This window comes from Collinsella sp. i05-0019-G5, assembly GCF_042851345.1.
Classification (GTDB): domain Bacteria; phylum Actinomycetota; class Coriobacteriia; order Coriobacteriales; family Coriobacteriaceae; genus Collinsella.
The window spans coordinates 2,395,991-2,420,219 of record NZ_AP031421.1 but is presented as its reverse complement, the minus strand read 5'-3'; the positions used below and the strand labels follow the sequence as shown (position 1 = coordinate 2,420,219).

The 24,229-nt window shown below is 62.5% G+C and carries 17 protein-coding genes; 8 read left to right on the top strand and 9 right to left on the bottom strand.

What is annotated here, in order from left to right:
* Positions 1–46 precede the first annotated feature (46 nt).
* The 4 genes from ACGHIZ_RS11225 (at position 47) to ACGHIZ_RS11210 (ending at position 4,784) form a co-directional block, all read left to right on the top strand.
* Positions 47–2,074 carry a KUP/HAK/KT family potassium transporter gene (locus tag ACGHIZ_RS11225; RefSeq protein ID WP_390448111.1) on the top strand — a complete coding sequence of 676 codons (2,028 nt, stop codon included), beginning with the start codon at positions 47–49 and terminating at the stop codon, positions 2,072–2,074.
* Between the two features lie 61 nt (positions 2,075–2,135).
* On the top strand, positions 2,136–2,330 hold the full coding sequence (locus ACGHIZ_RS11220; protein WP_346978728.1) for a hypothetical protein: 195 nt from the start codon (positions 2,136–2,138) through the stop codon (positions 2,328–2,330).
* Positions 2,331–2,440: 110 nt separating this feature from the next.
* Positions 2,441–4,066 (top strand): ATP-binding protein, encoded by a 1,626-nt coding sequence (locus tag ACGHIZ_RS11215; protein WP_390448108.1) that lies wholly within the window; start codon positions 2,441–2,443, stop codon positions 4,064–4,066.
* Positions 4,067–4,070: 4 nt separating this feature from the next.
* A complete protein-coding gene (locus ACGHIZ_RS11210; protein WP_390448105.1) occupies positions 4,071–4,784 on the top strand; it encodes a response regulator in 714 nt (237 codons plus the stop codon).
* A 94-nt stretch (positions 4,785–4,878) separates the two neighbouring features.
* Here the strand turns inward: ACGHIZ_RS11210 and rlmKL are convergent, their stop codons facing one another.
* Positions 4,879–7,437, bottom strand: coding sequence for a bifunctional 23S rRNA (guanine(2069)-N(7))-methyltransferase RlmK/23S rRNA (guanine(2445)-N(2))-methyltransferase RlmL (gene rlmKL, locus ACGHIZ_RS11205; RefSeq protein ID WP_390448102.1), 2,559 nt, complete (start codon positions 7,435–7,437; stop codon positions 4,879–4,881).
* Between the two features lie 75 nt (positions 7,438–7,512).
* Here rlmKL and ACGHIZ_RS11200 point away from each other — a divergent pair, with 75 nt between their 5' ends.
* Together ACGHIZ_RS11200 and ACGHIZ_RS11195 are read left to right on the top strand one after the other, a co-directional pair.
* Entirely contained in the window at positions 7,513–8,340 is an 828-nt protein-coding gene (locus ACGHIZ_RS11200; RefSeq protein ID WP_390448099.1) for an HAD-IIB family hydrolase, read from the top strand.
* Between the two features lie 193 nt (positions 8,341–8,533).
* Positions 8,534–9,238 (top strand): transaldolase, encoded by a 705-nt coding sequence (locus ACGHIZ_RS11195; protein WP_390448096.1) that lies wholly within the window; start codon positions 8,534–8,536, stop codon positions 9,236–9,238.
* 226 nt (positions 9,239–9,464) lie between these two features.
* Here ACGHIZ_RS11195 and ACGHIZ_RS11190 read toward each other — a convergent pair whose 3' ends face one another.
* A complete protein-coding gene (locus ACGHIZ_RS11190; protein WP_390448093.1) occupies positions 9,465–11,612 on the bottom strand; it encodes a Tex family protein in 2,148 nt (715 codons plus the stop codon).
* Between the two features lie 473 nt (positions 11,613–12,085).
* Here ACGHIZ_RS11190 and ACGHIZ_RS11185 point away from each other — a divergent pair, with 473 nt between their 5' ends.
* Positions 12,086–13,324 (top strand): IS110 family transposase, encoded by a 1,239-nt coding sequence (locus ACGHIZ_RS11185; protein WP_055310779.1) that lies wholly within the window; start codon positions 12,086–12,088, stop codon positions 13,322–13,324.
* Between the two features lie 259 nt (positions 13,325–13,583).
* Here the strand turns inward: ACGHIZ_RS11185 and ACGHIZ_RS11180 are convergent, their stop codons facing one another.
* The 3 genes from ACGHIZ_RS11180 to ACGHIZ_RS11170 form a co-directional block, all read right to left on the bottom strand.
* Positions 13,584–14,624: a Gfo/Idh/MocA family protein gene (locus ACGHIZ_RS11180; protein ID WP_195568715.1), complete on the bottom strand. Its 1,041-nt coding sequence runs from the start codon at positions 14,622–14,624 to the stop codon at positions 13,584–13,586.
* 67 nt (positions 14,625–14,691) lie between these two features.
* The gene (locus ACGHIZ_RS11175; RefSeq protein WP_117637692.1) at positions 14,692–15,948 is read right to left on the bottom strand and encodes an MFS transporter; all 1,257 of its coding nucleotides are present in this window, start codon (positions 15,946–15,948) and stop codon (positions 14,692–14,694) included.
* Between the two features lie 66 nt (positions 15,949–16,014).
* A complete protein-coding gene (locus tag ACGHIZ_RS11170; RefSeq protein ID WP_138375130.1) occupies positions 16,015–16,896 on the bottom strand; it encodes an SDR family NAD(P)-dependent oxidoreductase in 882 nt (293 codons plus the stop codon).
* Positions 16,897–17,129: 233 nt separating this feature from the next.
* Between ACGHIZ_RS11170 and ACGHIZ_RS11165 the strand changes: the two genes are divergently transcribed.
* The gene (locus ACGHIZ_RS11165; protein ID WP_390448088.1) at positions 17,130–18,008 is read left to right on the top strand and encodes a LysR family transcriptional regulator; all 879 of its coding nucleotides are present in this window, start codon (positions 17,130–17,132) and stop codon (positions 18,006–18,008) included.
* A gap of 43 nt (positions 18,009–18,051) precedes the next feature.
* On the opposite strand, the gene ACGHIZ_RS11160 is transcribed toward ACGHIZ_RS11165, so the two are convergent.
* The 4 genes from ACGHIZ_RS11160 to ACGHIZ_RS11145 all read right to left on the bottom strand — a co-directional run bounded on the left by ACGHIZ_RS11160 (position 18,052) and on the right by ACGHIZ_RS11145 (position 23,899).
* Complete coding sequence (locus ACGHIZ_RS11160; protein ID WP_390448085.1) at positions 18,052–19,200, bottom strand: GGDEF domain-containing protein; 1,149 nt, start codon at positions 19,198–19,200, stop codon at positions 18,052–18,054.
* Positions 19,201–19,676: 476 nt separating this feature from the next.
* The gene (locus tag ACGHIZ_RS11155; RefSeq protein ID WP_390448081.1) at positions 19,677–21,596 is read right to left on the bottom strand and encodes an ABC transporter ATP-binding protein; all 1,920 of its coding nucleotides are present in this window, start codon (positions 21,594–21,596) and stop codon (positions 19,677–19,679) included.
* Entirely contained in the window at positions 21,589–23,403 is a 1,815-nt protein-coding gene (locus ACGHIZ_RS11150) for an ABC transporter ATP-binding protein (RefSeq protein ID WP_195568712.1), read from the bottom strand. Before ACGHIZ_RS11150 ends, ACGHIZ_RS11155 begins: the two co-directional genes overlap by 8 nt.
* The gene (locus ACGHIZ_RS11145; RefSeq protein WP_195919859.1) at positions 23,396–23,899 is read right to left on the bottom strand and encodes a MarR family winged helix-turn-helix transcriptional regulator; all 504 of its coding nucleotides are present in this window, start codon (positions 23,897–23,899) and stop codon (positions 23,396–23,398) included. The genes ACGHIZ_RS11150 and ACGHIZ_RS11145 overlap by 8 nt, the downstream gene beginning before the upstream one ends.
* Positions 23,900–24,229 lie beyond the last annotated feature (330 nt).

Here is a 24,229-nt window from a genome sequence, read left to right as displayed (position 1 = left end):
TTACCTATAATCCCCTCGAACGTTAAAGTTGGGAGGAAACCGGCTTATGGAACAAAAGGCCAAGGAGGCAGCCTCGCACGCTGCGATTCCTGTGAGCATCTCGGCGATGCTCGTCACGCTGGGCGTGGTGTACGGCGATATCGGCACCAGCCCTATGTATGTAACCAAGGCGCTCGTTGCCGGCAACGGCGGCATCGGGAGCGTGACGGAGGAGTTCGTGCTTGGCGCGCTCTCCCTTGTCGTGTGGACGGTCACGCTGCTGACCACCATCAAGTATGTGCTCATCTCGCTGCGCGCCGATAACCATGGTGAGGGCGGCATCTTTGCCCTGTACAGCCTGGTTAAGCGCTGCGGTAAATGGCTCATCATCCCCGCCATGCTGGGTGGCGCCGCGCTGCTCGCCGACGGCATCCTGACGCCGGCCGTTACCGTTACCACGGCCATCGAGGGCCTGCGCACCATCCCGGCGGTCCATGCCGTGCTGGGCGATGACCAGGGCCGCGTCGTCGCCATTACGCTCGCCATCATCATCGCGCTCTTTTTGGTGCAACGCATCGGTACGGCCAAGATCGGTCACGCCTTTGGCCCCATCATGACGCTGTGGTTCCTATTCCTGGGCGGCACGGGTCTGTTCTTTGTCTTACAGCACCCCGCCGTGCTGCTGTGCCTCAACCCGCTCCGCGGCATCGCCTTTTTGTTGAGCCCCAACAACCACGCGGGTATCATGATTCTGGGCAGCTGCTTCCTCGCCACCACCGGTGCCGAGGCGCTCTACTCCGACATGGGCCACGTCGGCCGCGGCAATATCTACGCTACCTGGCCGTTCGTTAAGTGCTGCCTGCTGCTGTCCTATATGGGCCAGGGCGCTTGGCTTATGAACAACGCTGCCAACCCCGAGCTCATGGGCATTGCCGATCTCAACCCGTTCTACCAGATGCTCGCCCCGGGCCTGCGCCCGTTTGCCGTCGGCCTTTCCACCGTCGCGGCCATCATTGCCTCGCAGGCGCTCATCACCGGTGCATTCTCGCTGGTGTCCGAGGCCAGCCGTCTGGACCTCATGCCGCACATGCAGGTCTTCTACCCTGCCGAGACCAAGGGCCAGCTCTACATCCCCATGGTCAACAATGTCATGCTTGTCGGCTGCGTCATTGTGGTGCTGCTGTTCCAGAACTCGGCGCATATGGAAGCCGCCTACGGCCTTGCCATTACGCTGACTATGATGTGCACCACACTGCTGCTCTTCTTCTACCTGCACGAGGAGCGTAAGCTCAAGGTTGCTCCGTGGATCTTCGCAGCCTTCTTCCTTTTGCTCGAAGGCTTCTTCTTCGTGAGCTCGCTCACCAAGTTCTTCCACGGCGGCTACTTCACCATCCTCATGGCTGCACTCATCATGGGCATTATGGTGTGCTGGTACAACGGTACGGCTGTTGAGCAGCGCCAGTTTACGCTGCTGCCGCTGCGCAGCTACCTGCCGCAGCTCAAGCGCCTGCGCGATGACGATCGCTACGAGCGCCTGAGCGACAACATCGTGTACCTGACCAAGGACACCCATACCGACTACATCGACCGTGATATCGTCTACTCGATTCTGGACAAGCATCCCAAGCGCGCTCGCGCCTGGTGGTTCGTGAATGTCGAGACCATGGACGAGCCGCATACCTTTGCCTATTCGGTCGAGACGTTCGGCACTGACTACGTGTTCCGCGTGCATCTGTACCTGGGCTACAAGATTAACCAGCGCGTCAATGCCTATCTGCGTCAGGTCGTTCAGGACCTGGCTGCCACCGGCGAGCTGCCGCCGCAGACGCATGACTACTCGGTCTACAAGGATCCGGGTAACATCGGTACGTTCAAGTTCGTCCTGATCCGTAAGCTTCTGGCGCCCGAAAGCGATGTGGAGCCCAGCGAGCGTACGGCCATCACGCTCAAGTACATCATCCGCCGCGCCGCCGGCACGCCCGCACGCTGGTACGGCCTGGAGAACTCCAACGTGAGCTTTGAGTACGTGCCGCTGTTCACCAAGTTTAAGGCCGTGAACAAGATGCAGCGCCTGGCTCCCAACGAACGCCCGTAGGCGCCGACGGGTTGCACGGAGTTGGTTTTCGATGGACAAGATTGAGACCGGGGAGGCAAACATGGATGCAAAGATGCTTGATGGCCGCGAGGTGGTTGCCGAGCTGGTACGTGAGGCGCGTGTCGACGCCGCCGAAGATCGGTTCTTTACGAATCGTGCCAACATGGACATGGCCGACCGCGTGATCTCGATCGTGGCACTGGTATTTGGAGCGGTGTGCGTGTGTGCCCTGCTCGCGCACGTGCTGTTTGTCTAGCGACCGCCGGTTGCAAAGGCTATACACTTGGAACCACCACAAGGGAAACCACCACAAAGGTGCCTGTCCCCTGTGGTGGTTTTTGTTTTTGAGAGAGGGGCGGGGCGCTGATGGACGTCCGTACGGACGGTGATATTGCCGATAGCTTTTGGTGGCGGCGCACAACGCTGACGCGCCGCACTCCTCTGTATGACGCCTGCGTGTCGGTGGGGCTGTTGGTCGCGGCGACGATTGTGGGCGCGCTGCTCGACCATCCGGGTCTCGCGCCGAGCATCATGATTGTCTATGTGTTCGCCGTTCAGCTGTGCGCATTCTTTACCTGGAGTCGCCTGTATTGCTTGCTGAGCTCGGCTGCCGCCGTGGCGCTCTACAACTTCTTGTTTGTCGACCCGCGCTACTCGCTGTCGCTTATCGACCGCGTCTATCCCGGCATGTTCTTCATCATGTTTGTGGTCTCGCTCGTGTCGAGCTCGATTGCGTTGGCCCTGCGCCGCGCCTTGGCACAGGCTGCCGCTAGTGACCGCCGAACGCATATGGTGCTCGAGACCAACCGCATGCTGCAGCGGTGCGCCGATCAGCAGCAGATTGTCCATGCCATGGCAACGCAGCTGGCGCGTCTTTCGGGCTGTCCGGTCGTGTGGTACAGCGCCGACGCCGAGGGCGATGACCTGCTGCCGCGTTCGACATACACGGCCGTGGGCGATGCTGCACCGGTGCACGAACTGGCGCCGCAGATGCCGCCGCGGCTCTCGGCGTCCGCCTATGTGGGAACGCCGCTCGACGCCACGTTTGGCGGCTCGGCGTTTTATGGCATCTACCTGACGGTTCGCACGGGCGACGGCTTCGTCCGTTCGGGCGACCCCGCCTCGGTGGTGGGCGTGCTGGCTATCGTTGCCGAGCCCGACGTGCTGACGCACGAGGAGCGGACGCTTGCCGATGCCATCGTGAGCGAAGGCGAGCTGGCGCTCGACCGCGCCCGCGCCATGGAGGCCCGCGAGGAGGCGGCGGTGCTCGCCAAAAACGAACAGCTGCGCGCCAACCTGCTGCGCTCCATCTCGCACGATCTGCGCACACCGCTTACCAGTATTTCGGGTAATGCCGACGTGCTGCTCGACCAGGGCTCGACCGGCACCGCCGTGCTCGATGCCCAGACGCGCCGCGGCCTGCTTCTATCCATTCGCTCGGATGCGCTGTGGCTCAACGCCACCGTCGAGAATCTGCTCGCCATCACCAAGCTCGAGGGCGGCGGCATGCGTCTGTCGACTACGCTCGAGCTCATGGACGATATCGTCGAGGAGGCGCTGCGCCACGTGAACCCTGCCGTGCGCGAGCACGACCTTAAGGTGGTGGCGTGCGATGAGCCGGCGCTCGTCAACGTCGATGCGCGCCTGATGGTGCAGCTGGTGGTCAATCTGGTGAACAACGCCATCACCTATACGCCCGCAGGCTCGCATATCATGATTTCGATTAGCGTCGACGATGGACGCGTGGCGTGCTCGGTGGCCGATGATGGTCCGGGCATCGCACCCGAGGACCGCGAGCGGATCTTTGAGTCGTTCTACACCGCCAACCACGGTCTGGCTGACAGTCATCGCAGCGTGGGCCTGGGTCTTTCGCTCTGCCGCTCCATTGCGTTGGCGCATGGCGGTAGCATAGAGGTTGCCGCGGCGGACCCGCACGGCTCGGTCTTTACGATTGAGCTTCCCGTCGCCGATGTTTCGTTTGATAAGGAGTAGCGTCGTGCCGAACTCTGCCGTAAAACCGCTCATCTTGGTCGTTGAGGACGACCCCGCCGTTCGCAACTTAATCGTTGCCGCGCTCGAGGCGCACGGCTTGCGCCATATGGCCGTGGAGACCGCCCATGCCGCCATCGCCGCCGCCTCATCGCAGGCACCGAGCATTGTGCTGCTCGATCTGGGCCTGCCCGATATGGACGGCGTCAAGGTGGTTGAGTCGGTGCGCGCATGGTCGGGCATGCCGATCATCGTGGTCTCGGCGCGCAGCGAGGATGCGGACAAGATCCGCGCGCTCGATGCCGGCGCCGACGACTACCTGACCAAGCCGTTTTCGGTCGAGGAGCTGCTCGCGCGCATTCGCACGACGCTCAGGCGTCTTTCGTATGCGCAGACGGGCGGCGTTGTCTCTGAGGGTTCGTTCGATACCGGTGAGCTGCATATCGATTTTGATGCCGGCATCGCCACGATGGATGGCGAGGAACTGCATTTGACGCCGATCGAGTACAAGCTCCTGTGCCTGCTGGCGCATAACGCCGACAAGGTGCTCACGCACCAGTCTATCTTGCACGAGATTTGGGGCACGGCAACTAAGAGCGACCTGGCGAGCCTGCGTGTCTTTATGGGCACGCTGCGCAAGAAGATTGAGTCCGACCCCGCGCATCCGCGCTATATCCAGACGCACGTGGGTATCGGCTATCGCCTGGTCACCCAAGGGTAGGACGGCGTCCGCCATCCCACTATGAGTTGCGGTGAAATACGGTCTAAATTTGCCTAATTCCAGGCAAAACAGTCCGTATTCCACCGCAACTTCGTTATTTGCCCTTGGGCTTGCTGGCGTAGAACTTTTTCTTTTTGGGCTTGCCGGCGGGGGAGGGCTTGCCGACAAAGTTGGGCTTGCCGTTGCCGGCCTGCGCGTGCGCGGGTGCTGCCGCGCGAGGCTTGCGGGCCTCGGGGTTACGCAGCTCCTCGGTTCGCTCGGCAATTTCCTCGGCGCTAAAGCCGACCTCGGCCATGGCGTCCTCGATGGGCAGGCGGCGCACGATATAGCAGTGGTGCACCTTCTGGTTGCGCGCGAAGTCCTCGGGGATGGTCTGTGCCGTAATGTCCTCCAGCACCACGCCCGCGCGCGCGAGCTTGCGCGCCTCGGGGCGGAAGCCGCGCAGGTTGCAGCTAAAGATGGCGTGGCCGCCCTGTGCGAGCAGGCGCGATACGCCGGCCAAAAGCTCAACATGGTCGCGCTGGACATCCCAGGTGCGGCGGCCCATCTTGGACGAGTTCGAAAACGTGGGCGGGTCGACAAAGATCAGGTCCCAGCGGTTGCGCGTCTGGCGCTGGTCGCGAATCCAGGCGAGCACGTCGTCGCGCACAAAATGATGCTGCGGACCAACAAAGCCGTTCTGGCGCATATTGCGCTCGGCCCAGTCCAGGTAGGTGTTGGAAAGGTCGACCGTCACGGTCTCCTCGACGCCGCCATCGGCCGCGTAGCAGGTGGCAGTGCCAGTGTAGGCAAACAGGTTGAGGAAGCGGCGCGCCTGCTTGGCGTGCTCGCGCACTAGGTTGCGGGTGACGCGGTGATCCAGGAAGATGCCCACATCCAGATAGTCGTCAAAGTTGACGGCAAAGGTAAGGCCGCCCTCTTCGATGAGTGGCAGACGACGGCGTGCGATATTGGCGCGCTCGCCCGAGCCGCCCTTGCCGGCGCCCTGCTTGCCGTACTGCGAGCCGCCGCGCGAACGCATGCGGGCCTTGGCGTGCACATGCTCGGCCGGAACATCAAGGATGCGCGGCGCGATGGCCAGAATGTCGAGCATGCGGGCCTGGGCTAGCGCGGGGTCGATGGTCTTGGGCGCGGCGTATTCGGCGATGACGAGCCAGCGGCCCGGCGTCTGCGGGCAACCCTCGTACAGGTCGATGGCGGCGGAGTAGTCGGGCAGGTCGGCATCGTAGACGCGGTAGCAGCTCACGCCCTCGCGCTTTGCCCACTTGCGACGCAGGCGTGCGTTCTTGCGCAGGCGGTTGGCGAACTGCTCGGACTCGGGGATGAGCACGGGCAGCGGCTTGCCGTCGCCCAGGTCGAGCGTGGCAGCAGGTTCGGGCATGGGGGTGTTGGCGGCTTCGTCTTGAGCGTCTGCGGTCTGCTCCTCGGCATCTGCGCTGGTCGCAGCTTCAAATGCCGCGGCGGCGTGGTCGAACGAGGGCCAAACCTCAATAGCCGCCTCCTCGTTATTGGGCATGACGGCGATGGAGCGCGTGGGCTCGGCATGGAGCGCGCGGGCCATAAGGCCATCGCGGGTGAGCGCGGCGACCGGTGCCGAGGCGAGCTCGGGCGCGCGGCGCAGCTCGCCGACCAACGTCATGGCGTCGTGCATGAGCGAAAGCGGGGTTTCGGTGGTGTCTGCGACCACGGCGGCGCCAGCGACGGCGCCCGCATGGTCCAGCGCGGTGGCGGGCTTGGCGGCGCAAAAGTCGATAAAACGCTTGTAGCCGGCGCACTTGACCATGCGCTCGGCAGTCTTGCGGGCGGCGGGGTCGATATCTGCGGCCACGATGCGCGCCTGGCGCTCGCGTGCTGCCGCCTCGCGCTCGCGCGCCTCGGCAAGCAGCTGCTCCCACAGGGCGGCATCATGCAGCTGCCAGCCCTCAAAACCCCAGTGCTCGCGTGCGGCGCCCGGGGCGCGGTCGGTCAGAATGTTCACGGCTTCCAGCAACAGGCCGCCGCCGGCGCACGAGGCATCGATTAGCGTGGGAAGGGCTTCATTCTCGTAATCGTCAGCCGTTAACTCGCGCTCGCACAGTGCGGTCCAGCCGACCTGCGCCAACACCAGGGCGGCGTAGTCGGGGCGCAGCACGTGCGCGCCCTCGCCGGCACGGGTCGCCGCGGGCGGTAGGCGCTTGAACAGCGGGTCGCCCGAAAGGTCCAGGCTGATGCTAGCGCGGCGCTGACGCAGCGAAAGCAGCAGGTGAACATCTGGGTCGGCGGCGTCGACATCGGCACGACGGCCCGTGGCCTCGGCCAGACGGTCGCACAGCGCGTCCTTGGCGCGCAGGGCCGAGAAGCGCGTGTTGCGCAGCTGCTCGGTCACGCCGCGGGCGGTGATGGCAATGGTGGCGCCGGGGCGGACGATGTTCTCCCAGGCGATGTCGTAAACGCTATCGTACAGCTCATCGGCATCCTGCGCCTCAAAGCGCCCGAGCACCGCAAACACGCGGCTCGCCAGGCGCGACCACAGACAGGCGCGGTAGCCTTCTTCGAGCTCGCCCTCAAACGTAGCGCGGCCCTTCAAGCGGCGGACATGCGAAAGCCCGAGGCGTTTAAGCTCATCGGCGAGTGCGGACTCAAAGCCCTCGGGGCAGCTTGCGTAAAATTCCATGGGTGACCTCTCTGGTTGCGTCGCTCCATTATATGATGGATACTTCGTTTACTCTCGCCCCCGAAAGGAACCCATATGATTGATGCGTGCCCCGATTCCGCCGTGCTCTTTTTTGACGTGGACGGCACGCTGACGTCGTTCGATCCCGACGATATGACCGATAAGGACTTCAATGCAGTCCATCCGTCGAAGGCTGTTGTCGATGCATTTGGTCGCCTGCGCAATGCGGGTCACCAGGCATTTATCTGCACGGGTCGTCCCTTGTGGCTGATTGCCGATGGCCTGCGCGCGCTGAACCCGGCGGGTGTCGTTGCCATGGCGGGAGCGACGCTCGAGGTCGAGGGCCGCGTGGTGCATGAGGACTGCTTTGACGAGGACGTTATCGAGGAGCTTGCGCGCCGTATGGCCGCGGCAGGGATTGAGGCCTTTTTCGAGACCAACGTTGCTACTTTTGCCCTGGAACCCGCGGGTGTTGAGCAGTCGTCTCTGATCGGCACTTCTGTGGTGCACAGCACCGAGGAAATGCGCGTCGACGGCAGTCTGCGCGTGGGCAAGGTATGCCTCAGTGTGCCCAGTTTGGCTCGCGTGGCCAACGATGACGGCTTTATCGATCGCGAGTTTGAGCTGTGCAACACCGGTGGCCAGAATCGCGAGCTGAGCCCCAAGGGCATTGACAAGGGCGTGGGCGTGGCGCGAGCGCTGGAATACCTGGGTCGCACCGGCAACGCGCGCACCTTTGGCTTTGGCGATTCCGGCAACGATCTGGGTATGCTCGCCGCTGTCGAGACGGCCGTGGCCATGGGCAACGCTATGCCCGAGGTCAAGGCGCTCGCCGACTACGTGACCGACGATGTCGCACGCGACGGTACCGTCACAGCGATGCAGCATTTCGGCCTCATCTAATGAATCCCGCGTTCTGACGTTTGCCCAAACTGCGACTCTTTGCTTTTGCATGCTCAATCGATTTATCAATCCAAACACTGAGGTGTTTATACCGTTCGCCGAGAAGATAAAAAACCGCAGCTCACGCCTTGATAAACGTAGGTAAAGTGTTTAGCAGTTTATCGGCCGTATGCTAACGAAAGGAATCAGGCAGATGGCAATCAAGGTGTTCGCTGACGGTGCAAACCTCGAGGGCATGCTCGACATGTACGAGAACGGCAACGTTCAGGGTTTCACGACCAACCCGTCCCTTATGAAGAAGGGCGGCGTGACGGATTACCGCGCGTTTGCCAAGGAGGTCCTGGCCCACATCACCGATGTATCCGTCTCGTTTGAGGTCTTTGCCGACGACGTCGAGACCATGGAGGTCGAGGCGCGCGAGATCGCTACCTGGGCCGAGAACGTCTACGTCAAGATTCCGTGCGTGACCACCAAGGGCGAGTCAACCGCCGAGCTTGTCCGCAAGCTTTCCGCCGACGGCATCAAGGTCAACGTCACCACAATCTTTACGCCTAAGCAGGTCGATGAGATGGTCGAGGCCGTTGACGCCGAGATGCCGTCCATCATCTCGCTCTTTGCCGGCCGCATCGCCGACACCGGCGTCGACCCCATTCCGTTTATGACGGAGTCGGTCAAGAAGGCCGCCGCCAAGCCCAACTGTGAGGTCCTGTGGGCGTCCACGCGCGAGCTCATCAACATTTACCAGGCCGAGGCCTGCGGTTGCCAGATCATCACGGTGCCCAACAGCATCCTGGCCAAGCGCAAGAACATCGGTCGCGACCCGTACGAGGTCTCGCTCGACACCGTGCGCGGCTTTGCCAAGGATATCGCCTCGCTCGGCTTTCATATTCTGCCGTAAGCAAGGGTACCCCCTGTAGCGACGTGCAAAATTGCGAGTATTCAGCAAGGTAAAGGTCTTTATCAGTTAACCGAAGCATGGAACGGCCCCCGTTTTGGCTCTGACGACGCTAAAACGGGGGCTGTTTTTTTGCTTTTTCGCCTCTGAGGGGCATCCGGAACGGTGGAATTTGCAGAATACTCGCGATTTTGCACGTCACTACAGGGGGTACCCCTGCTTTGGCGGTTTACTTCCCCTGTACCATGGTGAGCGAGATCTTCTTGCGGTCGCGATCGACCTTTTCGACCCACACCTTGACCGTGTCACCGACGCGCACCACGTCGCTCGGGTGCTTGACAAAGCGGTTGGCCAGCTTGGAGATGTGTACGAGGCCGTCCTGGTGCACTCCCACGTCGACGAAGGCGCCAAAGTCGACGACGTTGCGCACCGTGCCCTTGAGCTCCATGCCGGGCTCCAGGTCGTCGATGGAAAGCGCCGAGCGGCTAAAGACCACCTCGGGCGCGTCATCGCGCGGGTCGCGGCCGGGCTTCTTGAGCTCGTTGACAATGTCGATGAGCGTGAGGGTGCCGCAGTTCAGATCGCTAGCCAGCGTTGAGATGCTGCCCAGACGGCGCTCGATGTCGGGCACGCCGCCGCGGCTGAGCTCGCTGGCTTTAACGCCGGCGCGTTCCAGGACGGACGTGGCCACCTCGTAGCTCTCGGGGTGGACGCTTGTCGCGTCGAGTGGGTTCCTGCCGCCGCTAATGCGCAAAAAGCCCGCGGCGTTGAGATATGCCTTGGGTCCCAGCTTGGGGACCTTCTTAAGCTGGCGGCGATCGGTAAAGGCGCCGTTTTCCTCGCGGTAGGCCACGATGTTTTTGGCCACGCTCGGCGTGATGCCCGATACGTATCCCAGCAGGCTTGCGCTCGCGGTGTTGACGTCGACGCCCACGCGGTTAACGACGTCTTCCACCACGTGGCCCAGGGTGCGCGAAAGCTCGGCCTGGTCAAGGTCGTGCTGGTATTGGCCAACGCCGATGGACTGGGGCGGAATCTTGACGAGCTCTGCCAGCGGGTCCTGCAGGCGGCGGCCCAGGCTCATGGCGCCACGCACGGTGACGTCCAGGTCGGGGTATTCCTGGCTGGCGAGCTCGGAAGCCGAGTACACCGATGCGCCGGCCTCGTTGACGATGGTGTATCGCAAGTTGGGCGCCTGCTCGGCAATGAACTCCGAGACGACTTCCTCGGTCTCGCGGCTGGCGGTGCCGTTGCCGATGACGATGGTGTTGACGCTGTCCTTCTTGACGAGGCGGGCGAGCTCGCGCTTGGTGCCGGCGACGTCGTGGCGCGGCTTGGTGGGGTAGACCACGCCGTGGTCGAGCAGCTTGCCGGTCTCGTCCATGACGGCGACCTTGCAGCCCGTGCGGTAGCCCGGGTCGAGCGCGAGCACGCGGGCGCCGCGCACGGGGCGTGCCGAGAGCAAGCCTTCGAGATTCTTGGCAAAGACGTTGATGGCCTCGGTCTGGGCGCGAACGGTGAGTTTGGCGCGGGCCTCGCGCTCCAGCGAGGGGGCCATGAGGCGCTTGTAACCGTCAGCGATGGCGGCATCGAAGATGGGCGCGAAGACGCCCTGGCGTCGGGGCCAACGGCTGCTGAGGCGCGCTGTGGCGGCAGCGCCGTCGACGTTCACGCGCACGCGGAGCTTGCCCTCGCGCTCGCCGCGGTCGATAGCCAGCACGCGGTGGTTGGGTATACGGCGCAGCGGCTCATCATAGTTGTAGTAGGGCTCGTAGGGAGTCTTTTCGGCGGGGTCGGTGGCCTCGACGACGATGTCGGCGGTGTTTTGCGTAAAGGCGCGCAGGTCGGCGACGTTCTCGGGGTCTTCGGCCACCGTCTCAGCCACGATGTCCGCCGCGCCGGCGAGCGCCTTCTCGGGCGTGTCGAAGCCGGCTTCCTCGTTGACGTATTCCGCGGCGGCGTCGAGCGCGCTGCCCTTGGCCGAGGCCTGCATGATGATCATGTTGGCGAGCGGCTCTAGACCTGCCTCGCGGGCCTTCTGCGCGCGGGTCATGCGCTTTTTGCGGTAGGGCTTGTAGAGGTCCTCGACACGCTGGAGCTGCGTGGCCTCGCGAATCTGCTGTTCGAGTTCGGGCGTGAGCTTGCCCTGGGCGTCGATGAGCAGAATGACGTCCTCTTTGCGCTGCTCAAGATTGCGCAGGTAGGACAGGCGCTCGTCGAGCGCGCGCAGGGCGACGTCGTCCATGCCGCCCGTTGCTTCCTTGCGGTAGCGCGAGATAAAGGGGATGGTGTTGCCCTCATCGATGAGCTTGACGGCAGCCTCGACGTTGGCGGCCTTAAGGTTGAGCTCGCGGGCGAGCTGGGCGATAAGATCCATGGGACTCCTTGCGTTTAAGGTGCGTTTGCAGCACAGGGCTACCAAGGATACCACCCGTCCCAAAAGACTGTTTTGGGGTTGCGCCACGAAAGGGGCCTATCTACTACGTTTGAACCGTATGGGTCGACCATCCCCCGGTTTTCCGAAAATCGGCAAGCCGTCTACCTGCACTGATAATTGTTCTCGGGGGAAGCGGGCACTGCGGGGCGCGGCAACGGCGCGCGATTTCCGCGTCGCAGCGCTACCCTGATGCTGAATGCCGGGACGATGACCCACTGACCTGCTGACGCCTCTTCGGCCGTCCTCAAATCCGACCTGTCTCGCCCCGGCATCCGCGTCCCGGAGTCCTGCCATGACCTAATAGGAGCATGAGCGCGGACAATCGGACAAGCCAATTGGATTGTAGCGCTCCCGTCAGTGCAATGTCTGGGAGACCCGGGCGCGGAGCAGGCGGCAGACCGAGGGGAGCGAAAATGGAAGGCGAAACGGTCATCGCGGGCGTCGACACGCACAAGGACGTGCATGTTCTGTGCCTGCTCGACGGCCTCGGGAGGAAGATCTGGAGCGGGAGCTTCGGGGCCGACCCCGAGGGCTACGACAGGCTGGCGGAGGCGATAGGCGACCCGGGGAGCTGCATGGTCGTCGGCGTCGAGGGCACGGCATCGTACGGGGCCGGGCTGACAAGGAGGCTCGTGGAGCTCGGGTACAACGTCGTCGAGGTGCTCAGGCCCAAGAGGGACAAGGTGAGGCCCGGCGAGGGGAAGAGCGACCCGCTGGACGCCGAGCGCGCGGCGCGCAAGGCGGCGTCCGGGAAGGGCTGCTCCGTGCCGAAGTCGCAGGACGGCTGGGTCGAGGCGGTGCGCCAGCTCTACGTCGCGCGCAGGCTGGCCGTCGCGACGTCCACGTCCTGCGTGGCCTGCGCGAAGTCGATGCTCACGACGGCCCCGAGCGCCCTGAGGGAGCGGTTCAGGGGCCGCGAGCGGCCGAAGGACCTCATGCCGCTGCTCGCGCGCGGGAGGAAGGCGGGCGACGCGCTCGAGGAGAGCGTGCTGGCCTCGCTGCGGTCCGTCGCGGCGGTCTGGAAGGAGGCCCGCAGCCAGGTCGAGTCCCTCGACGAGCGCATCCGCGCGCTGCTGGAGGCGAACGCGCCCGCGCTGCTCGGCGTCGAGGGCTGCGGCACCACGACCGCCGCCGCCCTGGTCGTGGCCGCCGGCGACAACCCCGGCAGGCTGAAGGGCGAGGCGGCGTTCTCGATGATGTGCGGCGCCTCCCCGATCCCCGCGTCGAGCGGGAAGACGGACCGGCACAGGCTCAACCGCGGCGGCAACCGGCAGGCGAACTGGGCGCTCTACGAGATCGCGATCAAGCGCATGGCGTACGACGAGAGGACGAGGAGGTACGTGGCGAGGCGGACCTCCGAGGGGAAGTCCCGGCGGGAGGCGGTCCGCTGCCTGAAGCGCTACATAGCGCGGGAGGTGTACCACGTGCTCATGGACCCGAACCCCGACGGCGCCGCGCCGGAAGGCCCCGAGCTCGCGAAGATGCGCAAGGCGATGCGGGTGACTCAGAAGAAAGCCGCCGCGGAGCTCGGCCTGTCCGCAGCCACACTCGGGCACTTGGAACGGGGGAAACGGCGGTCGACGAAACTGGAGAGGAGGTATTACGAGCTCCTGTGCGAATTGGAGAGAGCGCTCCCGCAAACTGCCTCTTGACAACTTATAGGAGCGTCGGTTTTAATTTCGCGAAATTCGGCATGGTTGAGGGTAATCGGTTAAACGTAGTAGATAGGCCCATTTGGTGGCGAACGAATCAAGCCGAGGTGCAAAATAGCCCCCGCCCCAGAAAAATCGTCGTTAAGGTAGCAAAAAGCCCCGCGGGCAGGAGGCTGCTCGCGGGGCAAAGAAGAGGGGCATATTTGTGGCGGACCGAGGGGTTCGGCATGGGGTTTCTGCCGCGGCCGCTCTTAAGGCATTACAGCTCGACGAGCTGGCCGGTCTCGGCGGCCTCCTTGATGGCGTTAAGCAGCGTGAGCGTCTTAACGTTGTCGGCGGGGGTCACGACGGGCTCGACCTCGCGGCGAACGACCTTCACAAAGTGCTTGAGCTGCATCTTGTGCGGCAGCGCCGGGTCGACGGCCGGAATCTCCATCTGCAGCGGCTTGTGCCAGTTGGAGGCTCCGTCGTAGGAGAACTGGTGCAGGCGGGGCAGCGAAAGGGCACCCAAGGTTCCGCCAATAAAGTAGGCGTCGGCGTCGAAGGGGCGGTACTGCGGATCCTCGCGAGCGGTGGCCTCCCAGTTCCAGGGGCTGGCGGTGGCGTCGGAGATGGTCATGCTCGCAAGCGCGCCATCGGCAAAACGGACGTTGACCACGGCGGAGTCCTCGGTCTCAAAACCGCGGGCGGCGCTGGACTGCATGCCCTGGACGGCAACGGGCTCGCCCAGCAGGTAGCGGAGCAGGTCGACGTCGTGCACCAGGTTGACCAGGATCGGGCCGGCACCCTTCTTGCGGCGCCACTCGACATCGAAGTACTCGTCATTCTTATAGATCATGTAGTGGAAGCTCGACACGGTGAGCTTGCCCAGCTCGCCGGCCTCGATGATCTCCTTGGCCTTGTTGACGAAGGGATTGTGGCGACGGTGCTGACCCACGAGCACGGGCACGCCAGCGGTCTCGGCCTCGGCGGCGAAGGCCTGGGCATCCTCCAGGTCGTTGGAGATCGGCTTTTCGACCAACGGCACGATGTTGCGTTTCACAGCCTCGCGGGCAACGCCCAGGTGTAGGTCGTTGGGCGTGGCGATGATGACGGCCTCGGGCTTGACCTCGTCCATCATCTGGGCGGGATCGGTATAAAACGGCACGCCGGCGGCCTCGGCCGTGGCGCGGGCGCCCTCAAAGGCGTCGGCGATGGCGACGAGCTCGGCCTCGGGCTCCTCGGTGACAAAGCGGATGTGGTTGCGGCCCATGGCGCCGGCGCCGATAACGGCAATGCGGACGGGGTTGAGCTCAGACATTTCGACTCCTTAATACTGGTGGCGGTGGAATGCGGCAAGGGGGCGGTCCTTGCCGCATCAAGCAAAACTAGGCGGACTTCTTCTTGCTGTCGGAGACCATCATGTAGACGGTGAGCACGACGGCGATTGCGGCGATTACGATGGCACCGTAGAAGGACTGCTGGTAGGCGGCGCTGCCGGCCTCGGCGTGATACAGCACGGCGGTGATGGGCTGGCTGATCCAGGTGGAGGCGGCGTAACCCAAAAACATGATGCCGTAGTTGACGCCGATGTTGCTGGTGCCGAAGGCGCCACCGGTGAGCGGCGGGTAGATGACGAGCAGGGCGCCAAAGCTAAAGCCGAGCAGGGCGAGCGCCACAAAGAACATGCTCTGCGTAAAGCTCATCGACATGATGACGAGCGCGACGATGGTGACGACAAGGCTGATGAGCAGCGACTTATAGGCGCCGAGCTTGTCGATGATCTGGCCAAAGGACAGACGACCGACCAGGTTGGCGCAGGTGTTGACGGAGACGACCACACCGCCGAGGGCGACGGCCGCGGCGCTCGTGGGGTCGGCGAAGAGCTGGACGGCGGCGATGGAGGCAACCTTGCCGACGAGCAGGGTGCCCGCGGTGGCGGCAAAGGCGAAGGTGACGATGAGAACCCAGAAGCGCGGGGTCTTGACCATCTCGCCCGGAGTGAGGTCACCGAAGGTGCCGGCATGCGCGCCACCCTTGGGGGCCTCGAAGCCCTCGGGCAGCCAGCCGGCCTCGGGGGCCTTCAGGAACAGGGCGGAGGCGGCGATCGTCACAAAGAAGATGACGCCGAGTGCCTTGAGGGCGCCAAAGATGCCCAGGCTCGGGATGAGCAGCGAGGCGAGTACCGGGGACAGCACGGCGGGACCGGCGGTCGAAGCGGCCAGGGTGATGCCGGAGGCGAGACCCTTCTTGTCGATGAACCACTTTTGGCCGGTGGTGAGCGCCGGGTTGTAGCCCAGGCCGTTGCCGACAGCGGCGACGAGCGAGAACCACAGGTAGAACTGCCACGGCTCGGTGACGGTGCCGGACATGAACCAGCCCAGGCCGTAGCACACGGCGGCAGCGATCACGACGTTGCGCGGGCCGATCTTATCGGAGATGCGGCCGGCGAAGATGCCCGTCACGGCCATGATGGTCTGGAAGACGGGGAAAGCCCAGGTAAGGGCGCTCGACCACTCGGGGTAGACGGCGAGCAGGTTCTTGCTCACGACGGAATACAGCGCGATGGAGCTGATGAAGAACATGGTGACGCACGCGGCGGAAAGCACGACGGCGCGACCCTTGTTGGAGTTGGTGGAAGCCATTGGACTCTTTCTAATCGATACGGGGGAGGAGCGGGCGTGTCCGCGGGACCTCCCTGCCAGGTTGGTTTACTGGTCGGTCGGCTTGGCGACACCGGACTCATCGGACCAAAGCTCGACACCCTTGTTCTTAAGGTAGTTGTCGGCATAGGCGCGACGGCCGCCGGGCTTGGCGGTGAGGTCGCCCATCATGTTGGAGAAGCCGCCGTCGACCTTGATGGCGTCGCCGGTGGTAAAGTCCGAGCGCGTGGACGCCAGGAACATGACGGCGTTGGCGATATCGCTGACCTCGCCGATGCGGCGCGTGGCGATCAGACGGCTGCGGCTCTTTTCGACCTCGGGGTCGGCGTAGAAGTTGGCCGACATCGGGGTCTTAACGAAGCAAGGCTCGACGCAGTTGGAGCGGACGCCGTAGGGGCCCCACTCGGCGGCGAGCATCTTGGACATCATGTTGACGCCGGCCTTGGTGGAGCTGTACACGCCCGAGAACGTCTCGGGGGAGTGGCTGGCGACGGTCGAGATGTGCACCAGGCGACCCTGGCCGGCCTTGATCATCTCGCGACCAAAGCGCTGCGAGGTGATGAAGTAGCCGGTGAGGTTGACGTTGAGCACCTGCTCCCAGTCGCTCAGCGGCAGGTCCTCCATAGCGGCAAAGCGCAGGATGCCGGCGGTGTTGACGAGGACGTCGACGCGGCCGAAGTTGGCGATGGTGGCGTCGACAGCAGCCTGAACCTCGGCCTCGTCGGTGGCGTTCATCTTGTAGCCCTCGGCGTGGATGCCAAACTCGGCAGCGAGGTCGGCGGCAGCGGCCTTGACCTTCTCCTCGTCCAGGTCGAGCATGACGACGTTGGCGCCATTGCGGGCGAACTCGCGGCAGATCTCGGCGCCCATACCGCCGAGCGCGCCAGTCACGGCGCAGACATCGCCCTCGAGCTTAAGCCAATTGCTCATAGGAACTTCCCTTCTTGTGCCTCCCGGTGGGTCGCTCCCATTAACCGACCCACGTGGTTTTCGCTGGTTATCGTATGCTTTGCATTTGCGCAGGTGAATTGCATATTTGTTAGAATGTCGTTAACCGTAGGTTTACACCGTGCGATGCAGTTTATTCTCAATTGAGCGCGTGACCTGCGAAAACAACCCCCTGTGGCACCATGCGGTCACGGGCGCGAAAACGGGAGATTGACGTGTACGATCGACGACTTGAGGCCATATCGGCCGCCGCGGAGCTGGGAAGCTTCTCGCGTGCGGCGGCAAAGCTGCGCGTGTCGACGCCGGCGCTCGTCAAGCAGGTATCGGGTTTTGAGGCGGAGTTCGGTATTACGCTGTTCGAGCGCTCGCATTCGGGCGTCAAGGTGACGCCGGCGGGTGCTCTGCTGGTGGACGACGCGCGCTCGATCATGCGCCAGTCCGAGGACGCCCTGCGCCGTGCCCGACGTGCGGCGGGCGATGGCGGTGCCGTACGCCTGGGCGTGTCGATGATGTGCCCGGGGCGCCAAACGCTGTCGATGTGGACGGGCATCCACGATCTGGAGCCGTCGCTGCGATTTGAGATCGTGCCGGTAAGCGACCTCTACGACGAGCGCGAGACAGTCATGCGCAGCCTCGGTCGCGAGGTGGATGTGGTGCAGTCGAGTTTTTCGACCCCGCGCTGGGGTGACGTCTGCCAAAAGCTCCGCATCGTTAACGTGCCGTTTTATATCGACGTGCCACGCACGAGCCCGCTGGCGCGCAAGACACGCATTACGGTTGCCGACCTGGAGGGCATGCGCCTGCGCGTGCTCCGTCACGGCAACGACGCAATGGACAGTCTGCGCATCGACCTTCTGGCCGACGGCGGCGTTGACGTGATCGACGTGGACAGCTTTGACTTTGCGCTCTTTAACGAGGCAGAGGAAAAGGGCGACGCGGTGCTCACCTGCGGCGCATGGTCGGGGGTGCACCCGGCCTTTGTGGGCGTGCCGTTCCTGTGCGGGCGAGAGGTGCCGGTCTTTCTGCACTACCCGCTCGAGCCCACCCTCCAAGTCCAAAAATTCGTCAACGCCATGGCCCAACTCCTCAAGTAGCCAAAAGAGTCCCGTCCCAAATTAGCTACCCTTTGCTACGGGTTTAGCGGTCCTCGCGTTGCGGCCCGGCTGCCTCGGCTGTCTTTACGCGGTTCTTGTCGATGTACATGTTTTTGTCGGCCTGGGAAAAGAGCTCGCGCATCGTAGGCGGTTCATCAAAATCACTGGAAAGCGCGAAGCCCACCGCATAGCTGATGGGCATGTCGGGGTGAGCCTCGGAATACTCGTTCACGTTCGCACGGACCCGAGCGAGACAGGACTCCACGGCAGCCCGATCGGAATCCCGCAGCACCGCGATAAACTCATCGCCGCCGTCGCGGCCCACAAAGCACGTCTCGGATGCCACACTTCCCAGTTGTTGGGCAAAAGAGCGAATGTATTCATCGCCCTTCTCATGACCGAAGTTGTTATTGACCGTATGCAGATTGTTAAGGTCGAAGACGCACACCGCAACGGGCGCCTCCGCGGAGACAGGCTGCTCCTGCCCCAAGACCTCCTCGCACTTGTTCTTGTTGGGCAGTCCTGTGGCTTCGTCGAGATAGACTTTGTTCTGCAGTTCGCGATTGAGCGCGGCAGTTCGCACCGCGCGAACAAGTTCGACCGCAAAGGCCGCCACCAATCCCATGATGTCGATGATCACCAAGCCCTCGAGATAGTTGAGCGCCGACGCCTTCTCCTGAGAGTAGTCCTCTGCGAGTCGCGTAGTATCGTCGCAAATGCCAAAGAACTCCTCGCTCATAGAGATGATGTCGGTGTTCTCATAGCCGACTTCGCGCACGCGGATGATCTCGGTGCAAAGCTCATCAAAATAATTAGCAAGCTCGGTCATTTTTGCCTGATACTCGTCGTCGTCGAGACGGACGAGGTTGAGGTCGTCACTTCCGTAACGCAAACCGTTGATGTATGAATCCACGGCTTTGAGCAGGTCATCTTGAGGCTGGCCCGCGTCCTCGAGCTTAACGATTCGCTGCGTGGTACCGCGCACCAGACCGGCGTAGTTGACCACGCGCGCCGTGCCCTGGATATCGGAGACGAGCAGCATAACATTGATGAAGAAGAAGATGAGAACTGCCGTGAGTACCATCATGAGCAGGCGCACCGCCTGGCTGGCCTTCTTGGCGACAGAAGTATTCACAAGTTCAATCCCCCAAATGGCAAAAGAATAGGTAGCACGCAGTGTGCTGAAATTCATGGGTGGTTAACTCTACCATATGGGCCAGCAGCCTCAAACTGCAGCAGACGCTCGTCCAAATTGGCGTGACGCTTGCCTTGTTGTTCTTGACCTGGCCGCGCTATCGGACATGCTTCTGGTCTTGGATCACCATGGGAAAGCTCATCCCGTTTTGTGCGTCTAGAGTGGGATGCGGCTTCCCAAAGGTGCCGTTAGGGGAAATCACATCCCGGTTTACTCCCTTGAAATGGGATGCCGTTTCCCGGAGGGGGTCCAGCGGGAAACGGCATCCCATTTTGGGCCCGAAAAGTGGGATACGGTTTCCGGCCGGCATGAATAAAGCCTCCGCAGCTCGTGTGGCTGCGGAGGCTTTATTCGTTGCGGTGCATTGTGTTTGGGTCGTTGAGATGAGTCGATTTGCCCCGAAAGAGGAGGGCATTGACCTTAGGGTCATGCCCGACGAATGAGCGGCAAATCGGCCATCTCGGCGAGCCGAACTACTCCAGCTCAAACGCTCCGGTATAGAGCTGGTAGTAATACCCGCGCTTGGCAATCAGCTCGTCGTGGTTGCCGCGCTCGATGATGCGGCCGTGATCCAGACAGATGATCGCGTCGGAGTTGCGCACGGTGGACAGGCGGTGCGCGATGACAAACGTCGTGCGGCCTTCCATGAGCTTGTCCATGCCGGCTTGCACGATGGCCTCGGTGCGGGTATCGATGCTCGACGTGGCCTCGTCCAGGATCATCGCCGGCGGATCGGCGACGGCGGCGCGTGCGATCGAGATCAGCTGGCGCTGGCCCTGCGACAGCTGGGCGCCGTTGCCGGTGAGCATCGTGTCGTAGCCGTCGGGCAGGCGGGTGATAAAGTCGTCCGCGCCGGCGAGCTTTGCTGCCGCGATGCACTCCTCGTCGGTGGCATCCAGATTGCCGTAGCGGATGTTATCCATCACGGTGCCGGTGAACAGGTTTACGTCCTGCAGCACCACGCCCAGCGAGCGGCGCAGGTCTGCCTTGCGGATCTTGTTGACGTTGATGCCGTCGTAGCGAATCTTGCCGTCGGCGATGTCATAGAAGCGGTTGATGAGGTTGGTGATGGTCGTCTTACCGGCACCGGTGGCGCCGACAAACGCGACCTTCTGGCCCGGCTTGGCAAACACGGACACGCCGTGCAGCACCTCGTGGTCGGGCGTGTAGCCAAAGTCGACGTTGTCCATGACCAGGTCGCCACGCAGCGGCACGTACTCGATCTCGCCGGTTGCGCGGTGCGGATGTTTCCACGCCCACATGCCGGTGTGGTGGTCGGCCTCCTCGAGCTGCCAGGTGTCGGGGTTGACCTGCGCGTTGACGAGCGTCACATAGCCTTCGTCGGCTTCGGGCTCCTCGTCGATGAGCTCAAAGATGCGGTCGGCGCCGGCGAGGCCCATGACCACGGCGTTGATCTGCTGCGAGATCTGACCGATCTGTCCGCAGAACTGCTTGGTCATGTTGAGGAACGGCACTACGACGGCGATGGACAGCGTCATGCCCGAGATGCTCAGATTGGGCACGCCCAGCGCCAGGAAAATGCCGCCTGCCAGTGCGACCAGCACGTAGAGCAGGTTGCCCAGGTTCATAAGGATAGGCATGAGGATGTTGGCGTACATGTTGGCCTTCTGCGAGACCTCGAAGAGCTTTTCGTTGCGCTCGTCAAAATCGGCCTCGGCGGCAGACTCGTGGCAGAATGCCTTGACGACCTTCTGGCCGTTCATGACTTCCTCGATATGGCCCTCGACCACGCCGAGTTCGGTCTGTTGCGCAATGAAGAAGCGCGCGGAGTTGGAGCCGAGCAGCTTGGTCATAAAGGTCATAAAGGCGACGCCGGCCACAATGACCAGGCACATCCACACGCTGTAGTACAGCATGATAAAGAACACCGTGACGATGACGATGGTCGTCATGAGCAGGTTGGGCAGCGACTGGCTGATCATCTGGCGCAGCGTGTCGATGTCGTTGGTGTAGTGGCTCATGATGTCGCCGCGCTGGTGCGTGTCGAAGTAGCGGATCGGCAGATCCTGCATGCGGTTGAACATCTTCTCGCGCAGCTTCTCGAGCGAGCCCTGCGTGACGATGGCCATGACGCGGTTCCAGAACAGCGAGGACAGGATGCCGACGCCGTAGATGCAGGCGAGGGTGGTCACGAGCTGTGCGATCTTGGGCTGTGCAGCTTCCCAATCGCCCGACTGCCACGATTCGCTAATAATCTGCAGGGCGCTCTGAAGGAAGGTCGCGCCGATGGAGTTGATGATGGCGCAGAGCACCACGCCGACGACGACGAGGGGCAAAAGCACGGGGTAGAAGCCAAAGAGCGTCTTGATGAGGCGCGACATGGTGCCACCCTTGCGGTTGAGCGCGCGCTCGGCGGTCGTTGCCTTACTCATGTGCCTCGCCTCCTTCCTGGGTCTGAGCTTGTGTTGCGGATGCCTCGGTGTCGGCTTCGACGGCCTCTTCGCCCTCGGCAGACATCTTGTTCTGCGAGGTGAAGGTCTCGCGGTAGATCTCGCTCGTCTTGAGCAGCTCGTCATGGTTGCCGATCTGCGCGATACGGCCACCCTCCATGACGATGATGCGGTCTGCGTCCTGCACGGAGCTGATGCGCTGGGCGATGATGAGCTTGGTCGTGTTGGGCAGATAGCTTGCCAACCCTGCGCGAATCTTGGCGTCGGTCTTGGTGTCGACGGCGCTGGTGGAGTCGTCCAGGATTAAGATCTTGGGGCGACGCAGCAGGGCACGCGCAATGCACAGGCGCTGCTTCTGACCGCCGGAAACATTGGAGCCGCCCTGTTCGATCCAGGTGTCATAGCCCTTGGGGAAGCCATCGACAAACTCATCGGCGCAGGCCAGATGTGCCGCCTCGCGGACTTCCTCGTCGGTGGCGTTCGGGTCGCCCCAGCGCAGGTTCTCGGCAATGGTGCCGCTAAACAGCACGTTTTTCTGTAGCACCATGGCCACTTGGTGGCGCAGCGCGTCCAGGTCGTAGTCGCGTACGTCCATGCCGCCCACGCGCACGGTGCCTTCGGTGGCGTCGTACAGACGGGCGATGAGGTTTACAAGCGTGGACTTGGCCGAGCCGGTACCGCCGATGATGCCGATGGTCTCGCCGCTCTTAATGTGCAGGTCGATATCGTCGAGCGCCTGGCGCTTCGCATGCGCGGAATACTTAAAGCTCACGTGGTCAAAGTCGATGGAACCGTCGGCAACCTCGAGCACGGGCTCGGCGGGATCGGCGATCGTGGGCTCGGCGGCCAGCACCTCGGTAATGCGGTGCGCCGATTCGTCGGCCATGGTCACCATGACAAAGATCATCGACAGCTGCATCAGGCTCATGAGGATCGCGAAGCCATAGGTAAAGATCGAGGAGAGCTGGCCCACGTCGAACAGCGTGCCCTGGCTCGTGATGATGAGCTTGGATCCCAGGTAGATGATGACGACAAATGCGCCGTTGACGCAGATATTCATCATGGGGTTGTTAAAGGCGAGTAGCTTCTCGGCGCGGGTGAAGTCCATCTGGACGTCGCGCGCGGCGGTCGCGAACTTCTCCTTCTCAAAGTCTTCGCGCACGTAGCTCTTAACCACGCGCATGCCGGTGACGTTTTCCTCGACGGACTCGTTAAGGGCATCGTACTTGTGGAACACGCGCGAGAAGATGGGGCGCACCTTAAAGATGATAAAGAACAGTCCAAAGCCCAGCAGCGGAATGATGACCAGGTAGACCATGGCAACGCTGCCGCCCATGATAAATGCCATGGTAAAGGCGAAGATCAATACCAGCGGCGCGCGCACGGCGATGCGGATGATCATCATAAAGGCCTGCTGCACGTTGTTGATGTCGGTGGTCAGGCGCGTGACGAGCGAGGAGCTCGAGAACTCATCGATGTTGGCAAAGCTGAACGTCTGGATCTTGTAGAACAGGTCGTGACGCAGGTTCTTGGCGAAGCCGCAACTCGCATGGCTGCAGGTGACGCCGGCAGCGGCACCGAAAGCAAGCGACGTCAGCGCGATGAGCACCAAAAAGCCTGCGGTGGGAAGCATCTCGGCTACGGTGGCGCCGTCTTTGATGGCGTCGATCAGGTTGGCGGTGATAAATGGAATCAGCATCTCGCAGAGCACCTCGCCAAGTACGAGCAACGGCGTGGCAACGGTGACTTTCATATAGTCGCGGATGCTGCCCATGAGGGTTTTAATCATCCAGTTCCTCCCAAGTTTTGCGGATTTTCTCGAGCATTTCGGCGAGCTGCTCACGCTCGTCGTGGGTGAGGGCGCTAAAGGCCTGCTCTCTAAAGCGAATGCGGGCGGCCTGGTCGATGCGGGCGTTTTCCCGGCCGGTTTCGGTCAGGCGAATGGTGAGTTGCCGTCGATCCTTGGGGTTACGGCTGCGCTCAATGAGGCCGTTGACCTCGAGCTTGGACAGGATCTCGGAAAGCGACCCCGGCTTGAGGTCAAAGTGCATGCCGAGTTCCTGCTGCGACATCTCGCTGCCGGGCTGCTTGGCCAGCAGGCAGATGATGGGCGCCTTGCCGGATACGCCTCCGCCATGAAAGTGCATGTAATGGCCGCAAAAGCCCAGACCGCTCAGGATGCGCTTGGCGAGTTTGTCTTCGGCGCTGACCGCTTCGGGTATGTCTACCGGTTGCGACGGGTCACCGCCGGGCTCATGTGGAAGGACGAGTGGTTCAACACACATATCTAAGCTTCGCTCCTTTCTTTAGTTAGGTAGTGGAATTGTTTTGTGCCTAACTAATCTAGGAGCATAAGAAATCAATGTCAAGGTACCAAACTTATTAAGTTACGGAGTTTTGCCAAACGCCGTAACCGCTCGACGCTGCAAACGTTCCTAAGCGGCAATCTGGCGTTCAATCGTCGGGCATGGCCACAAGGCCTATGCCCTCCTCTTTCACGCCACCTTGCTCGCTTAGGAACGTTTTCGCTGTCCGTCCTCAACCTGTGATTCCGCCACGGTCCGTTTCGGTGCATGCAATCCCTTGGGGACGGAGGAAAAGGGATCATTTTCCGT

Coding starts and splice junctions, on each gene's coding strand:
- ACGHIZ_RS11225 (WP_390448111.1), top strand. CDS start 47: ATGGAACAAAAGGCCAAGGAGGCAGCCTCGCACGCTGCGATTCCTGTG.
- ACGHIZ_RS11220 (WP_346978728.1), top strand. CDS start 2,136: ATGGATGCAAAGATGCTTGATGGCCGCGAGGTGGTTGCCGAGCTGGTA.
- ACGHIZ_RS11215 (WP_390448108.1), top strand. CDS start 2,441: ATGGACGTCCGTACGGACGGTGATATTGCCGATAGCTTTTGGTGGCGG.
- rlmKL (WP_390448102.1), bottom strand. CDS start 7,437: ATGGAATTTTACGCAAGCTGCCCCGAGGGCTTTGAGTCCGCACTCGCC.
- ACGHIZ_RS11200 (WP_390448099.1), top strand. CDS start 7,513: ATGATTGATGCGTGCCCCGATTCCGCCGTGCTCTTTTTTGACGTGGAC.
- ACGHIZ_RS11195 (WP_390448096.1), top strand. CDS start 8,534: ATGGCAATCAAGGTGTTCGCTGACGGTGCAAACCTCGAGGGCATGCTC.
- ACGHIZ_RS11190 (WP_390448093.1), bottom strand. CDS start 11,612: ATGGATCTTATCGCCCAGCTCGCCCGCGAGCTCAACCTTAAGGCCGCC.
- ACGHIZ_RS11185 (WP_055310779.1), top strand. CDS start 12,086: ATGGAAGGCGAAACGGTCATCGCGGGCGTCGACACGCACAAGGACGTG.
- ACGHIZ_RS11180 (WP_195568715.1), bottom strand. CDS start 14,624: ATGTCTGAGCTCAACCCCGTCCGCATTGCCGTTATCGGCGCCGGCGCC.
- ACGHIZ_RS11175 (WP_117637692.1), bottom strand. CDS start 15,948: ATGGCTTCCACCAACTCCAACAAGGGTCGCGCCGTCGTGCTTTCCGCC.
- ACGHIZ_RS11170 (WP_138375130.1), bottom strand. CDS start 16,896: ATGAGCAATTGGCTTAAGCTCGAGGGCGATGTCTGCGCCGTGACTGGC.
- ACGHIZ_RS11160 (WP_390448085.1), bottom strand. CDS start 19,200: ATGAATTTCAGCACACTGCGTGCTACCTATTCTTTTGCCATTTGGGGG.
- ACGHIZ_RS11155 (WP_390448081.1), bottom strand. CDS start 21,596: ATGAGTAAGGCAACGACCGCCGAGCGCGCGCTCAACCGCAAGGGTGGC.
- ACGHIZ_RS11150 (WP_195568712.1), bottom strand. CDS start 23,403: ATGATTAAAACCCTCATGGGCAGCATCCGCGACTATATGAAAGTCACC.
- ACGHIZ_RS11145 (WP_195919859.1), bottom strand. CDS start 23,899: ATGTGTGTTGAACCACTCGTCCTTCCACATGAGCCCGGCGGTGACCCG.